We start from the raw sequence: 11,816 nt of genomic DNA, 5'->3' as shown, positions 1-11,816 counted from the left end.
CCCAGCGTAGCCACCCGTTCCCCGCCGCGGCGGAGCGGGAGTGCGCCGGGCCCTACCTCCTGGTGAAGAGCCGATGGATGCCGTGACCGGCCAGCGCACTGACGACGCCGCACAGCGCGCCGACGAGCCCGAGCACGGCGAAGAACAGGATCACCGACCCAAGGGGCGCGCTCCCCTCGTAGCCCGCGATGAGGAAGGTCTCCGACAGGACGGCGCCGTACACCGCGCCGGCGACGCAGGCGAACAGCCACCCCGGCGAGAACCAGCCGATCAGCAGCCCGGCGATCGCCCAGGGCAGCAGCGCCCACCAGCTGCCGACGAAGACGACGCGGGCGCAGAGCCATCCGAGGAACAGGCCGACGGCGATGACGATCACGATGGCGGCCGCCCAACTCGACCGCGAGGTCCGCACACGCGAATCCGTCATGGCATCCCCTCCCGCTCCATACCTAGAAGCTCTAGGTATGGGACGAATGTACACCCGCAGTGTCTACGACCCCAGGGGTGCCGCCGTGATCTGCTGGGCGAGCGCGTACGCGGCCGGCTGGTCGCCGGCGTCCGCGACGAACACCCGGCCGATCACGAGAGCTGCCCGGCCCGGCGCCTGGATGCGGGCCATGCCGCTCGGCACCTCGCCGCCCCATCCCGCGGCGCTGATCACGAAGTCGCCGGCGGCGCTCCCCGTCGCCCGGGTGCCGATGTAGGCGAAGGTCGCGCTGCTCGACGGATCGGTGAACTGCAGGCTGTAGTAGCGGCCCGACATGTCCGGGACGTGCACGACCACGGGCCGCTCCCCCAGCTCGAACCAGCCGGCGATGTAGAGCACGTCGTCGGTGCCGGTGCCCATGAGGCTGCCGGTCGACGCGGATGCCGACGACCTGCTCGGCTCGGCATACAGCGTGTTGACCGGGATCGGACCGCCACCGAGGCCGCGGCGGACGATGGCCCGCCGGAAGCCGGCCACCGTGATGCGCGGCCAGAGCCAGATGAACGCCGGAGCGCCGACCGCCCATACGATGACGGCGGCGATGACGAGCGGCGCCAGGGCCGCCCATCCACCGCTCGCCCGTTGCGCGATCACCCACACGAAGATCAGCAGGATGACGGCCGTGATCGGATACCCGTACTTCAGGATCAGCCGGTTCACGCGAGGGTCGCCTCCCGCACCGGCGGCACGCGATAGGCGCCGTCGATGACCGCCGGACCGGGGAGGTAGGCGCGAAGCATGAGCTTGAAGCGCCCGTTCGGGATCGGGAGCCAGTTCTGCTCGCGCCCCGAGGGCGGCGTCGCCGTGAGCACCACCTCGACGGAGCCGTCCGCGTTCGCCCGAAGGCCCGAGCGGTCATCGACGCTGTGGCGGTCGGTCGGGCCGGCCACCATGTACCCGACGGCGTCCGTCGCCGTGAGCGACCAGAACGCGTTGTTCGGCGGCAGCTGTCCCGCAGGGAAGCGCAGAACGTACGTCTTGGTGCCGTCCAGCCGATGGCCGGCGGCATCCCTCGTCGTCGTCCAGTACGCGGCCTCCTCGAAGAGATTGACGACAGGCAGCGCCTTCGCGCACGCGGCCCGGACGAGGACGCCGTTCTCGGGGCGACCGCAGACCGGGATGGATGCCCAGCCGTCGACGGTCCGGGTGATCCGCCGGAGCACGAGATTCATGACGACGATCGCCGTCAGGAACGCCAGAGTAGCGCCGATGATGGCTCCCTGCACAACGCCGGAGTGGACGATCCAGCCGATGATTCCTGCCACATCCCGGACGCTACACCGGCGCGACGCGCACACGGGACGTGCCCTCTTTCACGCCTCGCTGAGGATGGGGCTTCGCCGACAGCTCGCGAGGCCATAATGAGGTCCGGGCAGCGGTCGCCCGGCCGAACACCTCAGGTGAGGGGGCAGTGATGATCATCGATTGCGCGCACTACGTGGACGGCCGGAGGCAGGGCCAAGGCCCCGTGCCTCTCGAGCAGGCCGCGGATCTCTGCAGGCAGGGCGGCTTCGTGTGGCTCGGCCTGTTCGAGCCGGATCCCGCCGAGCTGGCGCAGGTGCGGGAGACGTTCGACCTCCATGAGCTGGCCGTGGAGGATGCGCAGACCTTCCACATGAGGCCGAAGCTCGAGAACTACGACCAGGGCGTGCGGCTCGTCATCCTGCGCACGGCGCGCTACGACGACGAGGCCGAGGAGGTGGACTTCGGGGAGATCAGCGTCTTCCTCGCGCCCACCTTCGTGATCACGGTCCGGCAGGGGGTCGCCAGTGAGCTGCACGAGGCGCGTCTGCGCCTCGAGCAGCGTCCCGAGCTCCTCGCCGCCGGGACATCGGCGGCGCTGTGGGCGATCCTCGACCAGGTCGTGGACGGGTATGCGCCCGTCGTCGCCGGCCTCGAGCACGACATCGACGAGATCGAGGCCACGGTCTTCTCCGGCAGTGCGGCGCCGACGGAGCGGATCTACTCCCTCCGCCGGGAGGCGACCGACTTCTACCGGGCCGTGCATCCGCTGCTCGCCGTCGTCGCGACCGCCGAGCGCGCGACGGGACAGGACGTGCTGCAGCCGTACCTGCGCGACGTGCAGGACCATCTCACGCTGATCAACGAGGAGGTGGCCGCCCAGCGCGACCTGCTCGGGACGGTACTCGAGGCGAACCTCTCGGTGATCTCCGTGGAGCAGACGCGGGTCGGGGTGCGGCAGAACGCGACGATGGAGCGGCTGACGGTGCTCGCCACCGTGTTCCTGCCCCTGACGTTCATCACCGGGTTCTTCGGCCAGAACTTCTCGTGGCTCGTCGACCGGATGACCGGCCCCGTGCCGTTCCTCGTCTGGGGCATCGGCGGGCTTCTCATCCCCCTCGGCCTGCTGCTGTGGTGGCTGCGAAGGGACACCCGTCGCGACGAGCAGCGGGCGAAGACGGAGCTGAACCCCGCCAGACCCGCTGATCGTCCGGTGGAGGCAGCGCCGTCGCGCCGTTGAGCAGCACCGGCCCGACCGACAATGGCGCCGCCCGAGGATGTGGATGCCGGCCAGCGGGGTCGACGATCCCGCGGCCGTCACCCGCCCGCGAGGATCAGCCGACGCCGCGGAGCACGCAGACCGTCTTCGGCGCCGGGGTGAGCTTGGCCGCCACCGTCCAGTCCTCGGTCTTGCCCGGCTCGACCTTGAACTTCGTGTCGCCTGTGCCGATCACCGTGCCATGGTCGGTCGTGAAGAAGACGGTGATCGTGTAGGTCTTCGCCGCATCTCCGGGGTTCTTCGCCGTCCCCTCGGCCTTCCAGCCGCCGTCTGTCGCGCTGCACTCGGTGATCTCGACGTTCGCGCGCAGGTTCGGGGAGTTGACGACGTCGGTCGGCACCTCGGTCGCCTGCTGGACGCCCTTCGGCAGCCCGTTCACGTCGGACGCCGAACCGCTCGGCGTCGGGGTCGGACCCGCCGTGCTGGTGCAGCCGGCGAGGAGTGCGGTGGCGAGCAGGAACCCGCCGAGGACCGTCGCCGACCGGGTGCGCGTCATTCTCATCCCTCCAGGATGCCCTGTGCGGGTGCTCAGCTCACGATCGTGACCGGCGTGCCGAGCGGCAGCCGGTTGACGGCTTCGATGGCCTCCCGCGTCAGGCGGACGCATCCGTGCGATACGGCGCCCGAATTGGCGGGGTTGAAATGGATGCCGATGAGCCCGCCGTCGGATCCGCCGTAGGGCTCGTCCTTCGTCGTCGCGTGGAGGGAGGTCAGCTGAATCGGATAGACGGATTCCCCCTGGCTCGCGTCCAGATACCGCTGCTGGAGGTACCCGGTCACATCGGTGGGGGTCGGGGTCGACGGCGTGCCGACGCCCACACGGAAGGTGGCATCCGGTGCGCCGGGGCGGGAGATCGTCAAGGTCTGCGCACCCACGCTGATGACGACCCGAGCGTCGATGTTCGCGACGCGATGCAGATCGGATGCGCGGACCCACCCCGCGCTCTGTGCGGGCGCCGAGCCGCCGGAGGCGGACGGCAGGCTGATCCGCGCCGGCGTCAGCACGAGGTCCCAGTCGCCTTCGGAGCGCACCACGACCACGGTCGACGGCTCCTCGAGGAAGTCCTTCGCAGGAAATCGGGCGACCGGGGTGCGGCGGTCCGCGCCGTAGATCGCGGCATCCCGATCGAGCGCGTACCGGCCGGCCACGGTCTTCACCGCGCCCGTGAACGGCATCAGACCGCCGATCACGGCGTCGTAGCGCACCGCAGGAAGCGCAGCGACCGCGGCCGCGCTCGGCACGGTCACGGCGGCGGCAGCCGCGGGCGCGCTCGGAGTCGGTGTCGGTCGTGCGGTCGTCTTCGCACCCCCGGGAGCGAGGACGACCATCGCCACGATCGCGACCAGCGCCACGACGCCCACGAGGAGGACGGCCCAGGCGATGCCCCGACGCGATCGGCGCGCCGGGGGTGGAGTCGATGGTGAGGTCACCCGGTCATTGTCTCCCGTCTCAGCCGGAGACGACGGGCAGCTGTGTCGGTGGGTCCGGAGGGATCGAGACGGGGATGGTGAGCCCTGCGGGCTGGCGGGTCAGGATGGGCTTCGGCTCTGGGTCGACGCTGGTCTTGGGTGGCAGGCCGGATGCTGTCGCACTGTCGACCAGGGTGCCGTGGTCGATGTCGGCTGCGGTGGTCGTGTATGTCGCGGTGAACGTCGCGACCTGACCGGGCGCGAGTGTCACGGAGGTGCCCGTGCAGCTCGCCGCCGGACTCGACAGCGAGACGCAGGTGATGGCCGACAGGTTGGCCGGATCGGAGGGGGCGGCCACCACGTCGGCGACCGAGACCGCGGACAGCGTCACGTTGCCGTCGTTCGTGACGGTGAACCTGTAGAGGATTTCCTGCCCGACGCGGGTCACGACCGCCGATGACGAGCTCTTCGAGATCGCAAGGTGGGGACCTTGGGTCACGGCGACGGAGGCGGTGCTTCGCGCGGCTGACACGGGCTGGTCCGCGACGCTGATTCCTGCGGCGGTCGCGAAGTCGTTCACGGACCCGTTGTCCAGGTCGGCCTGGGTGACGGTGTAGGTGGCGGTGAACGTCGCCACCTGGCCCATCGCGAGGCTCACGCTCGTGCCGGAGCAGGCTGCGACCGGGTTCGACAGGGCGACGCACGTGACGCCGGACAGGTGCGCCGGGTCGGACGGGGAGCCCACGGTGTCGGTCACCGCGACCCCCCTGATCGTGACGTTGCCGGTGTTGGTCACCGTGAACGTGTAGGGGATCTGCTGGCCCGCAGTCGTCACCGACGTGGTGGTCGTCGACTTCACGATCTCCAACCCGGGCTTCGCGGGAGCCGGGATTGCGAGGACGCCCGTCCCCGTGACGGGCGCGGCGAGCGGTGTCGTGCCGTTCACCGTGGCCGAGTCCCGCACCCAGCCGTTGTCCATGTCGGCCGGGGTCGTCATGTAGGTGGCGGTGAAGCTCGCGCTCTGACCCGGAGCAAGGTCGGTCGTTGCGCCGGAGCAGGTCCCCACCGGATCAGTCAGCCCGACACATGTCACGGGCGACAGGTTCGCAGGGTCCGAAGGCGACGTCACCGTGTCCGTGACCGAGACCCCGGACAGTGTGACATTGCCGGTGTTCTTCACGGTGAAGGTGTACGGCACGACCTGGCCCGCGGCATCCACCGAGAACGTCGTGCTGCTCTTGTTGACGGTGAGGGAACCGGCCTGCGTCACGGGGATCGTCCACGCGCTGTTTAGGATCTCCGCGGGCTGGCCCCCCGGGCCGGTGCCGGCGGGCGCGGCGGTGTCGCTGACCGGTCCCCCCAGGTCCACCTCGCGCTGCGTGACTGTATACGTCGCGGCGAACGTGGCGACCTGGCCCGCCGCGAGCAGGGGAACGCTCGTCCCCGAGCAGGAGGCGGCCGGGTTCGACAGCTGCTGGCACGTGATCGGCGACAGGTTCGCCGGATCCGAGGGCGGGTTCACCGTGTCCGTCACGGACACGTCCTTCAGCGTCACGTTCCCGTCGTTGGTGACGGTGAACGTGTACGGCACCACCTGGCCCGCTGTCGTCACCGTGCTCGTCGTCGACGTCTTGACCACGGTGAGACGCGCGTCCTGGGTGATCGGGATGCCGAAGACGCGGGAGGTGGCCGGGGTGATCGGGTTCCCCGGCCCGGTGACGACGGCCGTGGCCTGGTCCTGCAGCGTCCCGCCGCCGTTGAGGTCGGCGGCCGTGACGGTGTAGGTCGCGGTGCATTGGGCCTGCGCGCCCGGGGCGAGGGGGCCCTGCGGGCACACCACCGGACTCAGGTTCGCCGGATTCGAGGGCGGGAGCACCGTGTCGGTCACCGAGATCGTGTCCAGCGTCACGTTCCCCGTGTTCGTGACGGTGAACGTGTACGGCACCACCTGCCCGATCTGGTTGATCGTAGCCGTGGTCGACGACTTCGCGATCGCCACGGCACCGGTCCGCGCCACGGGGATCACGACCGAGGATGACGCGACGATCGGCGACGCAGCTCCCACAGGCGTGCCGTGGGCGACCGCAGAGTCGTCCACGGTGCCGGCATCCACCTCCGTCTGTGTCGTCGTGTAGGTCGCGACGAAGGTGGCCACCTGCCCCGCCGCGAGCGACACCGAGGTGCCCGAGCACGTGTCGACGGGGTTCGACAGGGCCTGGCAGGTCACCGGGGTCAGGTTCGCGGGCACCGCCACGGTGTCGGTCACCGAGACGCCCGTCAGCGTCACGTTGCCCGTGTTCGTCACCGTGAACGTGTACGGAACCTGCTGACCCGCGGCAGTCACCGAGGTCGTCGTCGATGCCTTCGCCAGGGTGAACGACGGGTTGGCGACCGTCGGGATGGACAGACGGCTCGCGGTCGAATCCATCACGCGATTCGCAGGAGTCGTCGCCTGGGCGACCGCGACATCGGCCACAGCCGGCGAGTTCACGTCCGCCCCGGTCGTCTTGTACGTCGCCGTGCAGTCCACGAACGCGCCGGGCGCGAGGGTACCCGGCGGGCAGACGATCGCCGACAGGTTGGACTGGATCGACGGCGCGGTCACGGTGTCGGTGACGGTGATGGCGCTGAGGGTCTGGTTCCCCGTGTTGGTCACCCGGAACGTATACGGCACCTGCTGCCCGACGGCCGTCACGACGGTCGCCGACGACGACTTCGTCAGCGTCAGCACCGGCAGGAGCGGATCCACCGGGATCGACCACGCCGACGGCGAGGAACTCACCTGCGTGCCCCCGCTCGTGCCGACCGCGATCGCGCTGTCATCGACCCGCCCATGATCGAAGTCGGGCTGCGTCGTCGTGTAGGTGGCCGTGAACCGTGCGGACTGGCCTGGAGCAAGCGTCACGCTCGTTCCAGAACACGCGCCCAGCGGGCTGGTGAGTGCCTGACACAACACACTGGACAGGTTCGCCTGCACGGCCGGAGGCAGCTGGGTGTCCTGCACCGACACCCCCGTCACCGGCGTCGCCCCATTGTTCGTCACCACGAACGTGTACGGCACCTGCTGGTTCAACGTGACGACACCCGGCAGCGTCGAGCTCTTCACGATCGACAACGTCGGCAATGCGGCCGGAGCGGGAGCGGGGATGCTGAGCACGCTCGGCGCCGACAGCACCACTGCGTTACCCGGCCCCGTGCCCGTCGCCACGGCGGAGTCGGCCACCGACCCGTTGTCGACATCGGCCTGCGTCACCGTGTACGTCGCCGTGCACGTCTCCGACGCACCCGGATCGAGCGTCGGATACGGGCACGACATCGGCGACAGATTCGCCTGGGAGGCCGGCGGCGTCACCGTATCGGTCACCCCGATATCGCCCAGCAGCGTATTGCCCGAGTTCGTGACCACGAACCGATAGGTCACCGACTGCCCCACCGCCGTGATCACCGATGTGCTCGACGACTTCTCCACCGTCAACTCCGGTGTCGGCACCGTCGCGATCGTCGTGCCCGACGGGACCGACGGCGGAAGCGGCAGTCCGCTCGCATCCGTCCCCGACGCGGTCGCCGTGTCGCTGACCGAGCCGTTCGCGATGTCCGTCGCCGTCACCCGATACGTGCCGTGACATGTGGTGGATGCACCTGCCGCCAGCGTCGTCGCATCACAGGTGATCGCCGACATCGCGCCCTGCGAAGCGGGCGCGAGCTGCGTGTCCGTGACCTGCACGTTCGTGACGGTGCTCTGACGGATGTTCGTCACCGTGAACGTGTACGGCACCAGCTGCCCGATCGTCGTGATCTCCGTCGTCGTCGACGCCTTCTGGATCGTGAGGGCCGGGTTCGCGGTGATCGTGAGCACCGCCTGCGGCGACGAGACGGGGCCGCCGGGTGCCGTCGCGCTGGCGACGGCGGTGTCACGGATCGAGCCATGGGTGAGATCGGCCTGGGTCACCGTGTACGTGCCCGTGCACACGAAGCTCGCGTCCGGATCCAGAGACCCCGTCGGGCACTGAACAGCGGTCATTGCCGCCTGCGACGCGGGCGGGGTCTGCGTGTCTGCGACCTGCACGCCCGTGACCGTCACGTTTCCCGAGTTGTGCACCGTGAACGTGTACGGCACCTGCTGCCCCACCGCGGTGATGAGCGTCGTGGTCGACGACTTCGTCACGTCCAGCGCAGCGCTCTGCTGGGCCGGGACGATTGCACTCGACCGGCCGGTCGTGACCGCGTTGTTCGCCACATCCAGCCCGGTGGCGGTCGCGAAATCACTCAATGTGCCGTTCGTGATGTCGGCCGCCGTGACCGTATACGTGGCCGCACATGTCGTCGACTCCCCTGCCGTGAGGGTCGTCGTGGCGCACGACACATTCGACAGATTGCCCTGCGTGGCCGGCGGCACCTGCGTGTCCTGGATCTGGATGCCGTGATAGGTCGTCGATGAATTGTTCGTCACCAGGAACGTGTAGTGCACGGCCTGGCCGATCGTGCGGAATGCGTCCTCGGTCACCGACTTCACCATCGACAGCGGTGTCGTCGATGCGTTGACCGTCGACGACGACTGCGGTGACGTCACGCTCGCATTCGCCGGACCGGTCCCCGCCGCCACTGCGAAGTCGTTGACCGACCCGTTGGTCAAGTCCGCCTGCGTGACCGTGTACGTGCCCGTGAACGTCGCGACCTGGCCGGCGAGCAGCGTGGTGTTCGCACCCGAGCATGCACCCGCGGGGTTGGTCAACGCCTGACACGTCACTGCCGACATGCCGGCCTGGAGCGCCGGGCCCACCTGCGTGTCGTTCACCTGCACGGCGGTCAGCGTCTGATTGCCCGTGTTCGTCACGGTGAACGAGTACGGCACCTGCTGGCCCACCGCCGTCACCGACACCGCCGTCGTCGTCTTCACCACCGTCAACGCCGATATCGCAGTATTCACCCTGAGGGTCGACGGCGCCGACTGGACCGGGTTGTTCGACGGATCCCGGCCCGTGGCTGTGGCGGTGTCCGTCACGTGACCGGCGGTGAGGTCGACGCGGGAGACCGTGTAGGTGCCCGTGCACGTCGTGGATGCGCCGGGAGCCAACGAGGTCGCAAGGCACGAGCCCGCGGTGTAGTTCGCCTGCACAGCAGGGGGCTGCTGAACATCCGATACCGCGACGCTCGTGACCGTGACCGCAGAGTTGTTGGTCACCTGGAAGGTGTACGGCACCTGCTGCCCGATCGTGGTGATGGCAGCCGTGGTCGTCGACTTCACGATCGTCAGCGCACCAGGGGGAACAGCCGGGATGCTCAACGTCGAGGGCACCGAGCTCACCGGCCCCCCGATCTCGGGGGTGCCCGACGCGGTGGCCGTGTCATTGATCGATCCGTTGGAGAGGTCTGCCGCCGTCACCGTGTAGGTGCCCGTGCACGTCTCGTTCTGCCCCGGCGCCAACACCGATTGCGGGCACGAGACCGCGGACATGTTCCCCTGCGAGGCCGGCGGCTGCTGGGTATCCGCCACGGACACCCCGAACAGCGTCACATTCCCGGTGTTCGTGACCGCGAATGCATACGGGATCTGCTGTCCCACAGCGGTGGCCTGCGACACGGTCGAGGACTTCACCACACTGACGTCGGGGCTGGAGGTCTCGATGGTCAACGACGACGGCGGCGAGGTGACCGCGGCTCCGCCTGGCCCTGTTCCGCTGGCGGTCGCCGTGTCCGACAGGCTCCCGTGATCCAGGTCCGCCTGCGTCACCGTGTACGACCCGACACAGGTCGTCGAATCGCCCGCGGCGAGTGTGGTCACGGCGCAGATCAGCCCGGAGAAGTTCGCCTGCGTGGCCGGCGGTGCCTGCACATCCGACACCCCCACACCGGTCAGCGTGGTCGATCCGCGGTTGGTCACGACGAACTTGTACGTCACCACCTGACCGACGGTGCTGATCGCCTCCGTCGACGAGCGCTTGGCGATCACCAACGACGCAGGCTCGGCTACCGTCAACGTGGCCGAACCGGGAGCGTTCACCCCGTCCAACCCGGCGACGCCGGCGGGGAAATTGCCCGGCCCGTTGACATACGAGCCCGGCGCCGACGCTGTGACGCGCACAGAAACGGTGCAGGAGGTCAGCCCCGCTGTGAGAGACCCGCCTGTCACCACGACGGAGCTGCTCCCCGCGTTCGCCGCCACCGCAGCTCCTGCACACGTCGTCGAGTTCACCCCGACCGCCGTCAGCCCGGTCGGCAGGTCATCCCTGAATCCGAACCCGTTCTTCGCAGCCAACTCACTCGTGTTCGTGACCGTGAACGTCAACGTCGAGAACTGGCCAGCGGCAATCGATGCGGGAGAGAACGCCTTGTCCAGCTGCGGCGTGACATCCAGCACCTGAGGATTCGAGAATGCCGCGTCATTCCCGTTCGCAGCGGCGATGCGGGTGTTCTCCAGGACCATGCCGGCGGGATTCGCGTCCGCCCATTTCAACGCGGGCGTCGTGAGGTTCGCCACGACGAGCGGGAAGTCGGACGAGGCCACGGTGATGAGCTGCGCGTCGGGGGCCGTGCACGGATCCAGGCCGCTCGCAAGAGGAATCTTCGTGGCCAGGTTCAAGAGCGAGAAGGTCAGGCTCGGATCGGACGGCACGCCGCCCAGGGTGTCGCAGTTCGGGCCTACCTGACGTGTATAGGCGACCGCGGCGAATTGCGCGACGATCTGATAGAAGTGGCCCTTCTCCATGGGAATGTTGTTGGACAGCGTCCGCAGCATCACCGGGGCGTTGGGGTTGACCCCACCGCCTGTCATCTCCGAGAGCGCGGACGCACTCAGTTCCTGAGCCGGCGTCGCTCCGTTGAACCGCGCCAGCGCCTGCACCATCCCGGTCAGACGCCCCCAGACGCCGACCGAACCGCACGCGGGATTGAAAGGTGCCTGGGCCGTCAGAACGAACCCGTTGCACAGACCGTTGTTCGCCCAGAACGGGTCGGCGGTGTAGCCGACATTCTGGGCGGGAGGGCCTCCGACATACGAGGTGATCGGCACGGTCTGCGTCGCCGTGTGGCCGTTTGCGAAGTCCTCGAGATAGACCTGTGTGCCCGCCTGAGGCGTGCCGGGCGAGCCGGGAACCGTGGCCAGCGCGGGCTCGGCCGCGGCGAGAGGGACAGCCAGCACTGCGAGGACGAGCGCGGCTGATGCCAGCAGACCGCTCGAGACATCGGCATGACGACGTGTGAACCGCACGTGATTCCCCTCCGGGAACTCCCCCCGGAGTTCCGCGGAACCGCCATCAGTCAGCCTGACAGTTCTCTGTGAAAGCTATCGCGCCCTTTCGCGGCGTGGCAAGTGGGGTGCTCGCCGACCGGCTGGTGACACGCCCCGGATCGCGGATCCGCATGCCGGACGGATTGGTCGCCAAGATTGATGCGCTCTGG

The 11,816-nt window shown here is 69.0% G+C and carries 7 protein-coding genes; 1 reads left to right on the top strand and 6 read right to left on the bottom strand.

The features are described 5' to 3' along the window. Window positions 1–52: 52 nt before the first annotated feature. From AC0NZN_RS09410 to AC0NZN_RS09400, 3 genes are all read right to left on the bottom strand, one after another. Window positions 53–427 carry a hypothetical protein gene (locus AC0NZN_RS09410; protein ID WP_474592034.1) on the bottom strand — a complete coding sequence of 125 codons (375 nt, stop codon included), beginning with the start codon at window positions 425–427 and terminating at the stop codon, window positions 53–55. A gap of 63 nt (window positions 428–490) precedes the next feature. Next, complete coding sequence (locus AC0NZN_RS09405; protein ID WP_474592033.1) at window positions 491–1,147, bottom strand: DUF1254 domain-containing protein; 657 nt, start codon at window positions 1,145–1,147, stop codon at window positions 491–493. Then, a complete protein-coding gene (locus AC0NZN_RS09400; RefSeq protein ID WP_474592032.1) occupies window positions 1,144–1,752 on the bottom strand; it encodes a DUF1214 domain-containing protein in 609 nt (202 codons plus the stop codon). Before AC0NZN_RS09400 ends, AC0NZN_RS09405 begins: the two co-directional genes overlap by 4 nt. A gap of 149 nt (window positions 1,753–1,901) precedes the next feature. On the opposite strand from AC0NZN_RS09400, the gene AC0NZN_RS09395 reads away from it, so the two are divergent. Next, complete coding sequence (locus AC0NZN_RS09395) at window positions 1,902–2,969, top strand: magnesium and cobalt transport protein CorA (protein WP_474592031.1); 1,068 nt, start codon at window positions 1,902–1,904, stop codon at window positions 2,967–2,969. A gap of 94 nt (window positions 2,970–3,063) precedes the next feature. On the opposite strand, the gene AC0NZN_RS09390 is transcribed toward AC0NZN_RS09395, so the two are convergent. The 3 genes from AC0NZN_RS09390 to AC0NZN_RS09380 are packed head-to-tail and all read right to left on the bottom strand — an operon-like array spanning window position 3,064 to window position 11,625. Next, a complete protein-coding gene (locus AC0NZN_RS09390) occupies window positions 3,064–3,504 on the bottom strand; it encodes a hypothetical protein (protein ID WP_474592030.1) in 441 nt (146 codons plus the stop codon). A gap of 32 nt (window positions 3,505–3,536) precedes the next feature. After that, window positions 3,537–4,439 carry a L,D-transpeptidase gene (locus tag AC0NZN_RS09385; protein WP_474592029.1) on the bottom strand — a complete coding sequence of 301 codons (903 nt, stop codon included), beginning with the start codon at window positions 4,437–4,439 and terminating at the stop codon, window positions 3,537–3,539. 19 nt (window positions 4,440–4,458) lie between these two features. Continuing rightward, the gene (locus tag AC0NZN_RS09380) at window positions 4,459–11,625 is read right to left on the bottom strand and encodes a DUF7507 domain-containing protein (RefSeq protein ID WP_474592028.1); all 7,167 of its coding nucleotides are present in this window, start codon (window positions 11,623–11,625) and stop codon (window positions 4,459–4,461) included. Window positions 11,626–11,816: the final 191 nt, after the last annotated feature.

It is taken from the genome of Microbacterium sp. sgz311019, from assembly GCF_056135325.1.
This window is presented reverse-complemented; position numbering and strand designations above follow the sequence as displayed.

Coding starts and splice junctions, on each gene's coding strand:
- AC0NZN_RS09395 (WP_474592031.1), top strand. CDS start 1,902: ATGATCATCGATTGCGCGCACTACGTGGACGGCCGGAGGCAGGGCCAA.
- AC0NZN_RS09410 (WP_474592034.1), bottom strand. CDS start 427: ATGACGGATTCGCGTGTGCGGACCTCGCGGTCGAGTTGGGCGGCCGCC.
- AC0NZN_RS09390 (WP_474592030.1), bottom strand. CDS start 3,504: ATGACGCGCACCCGGTCGGCGACGGTCCTCGGCGGGTTCCTGCTCGCC.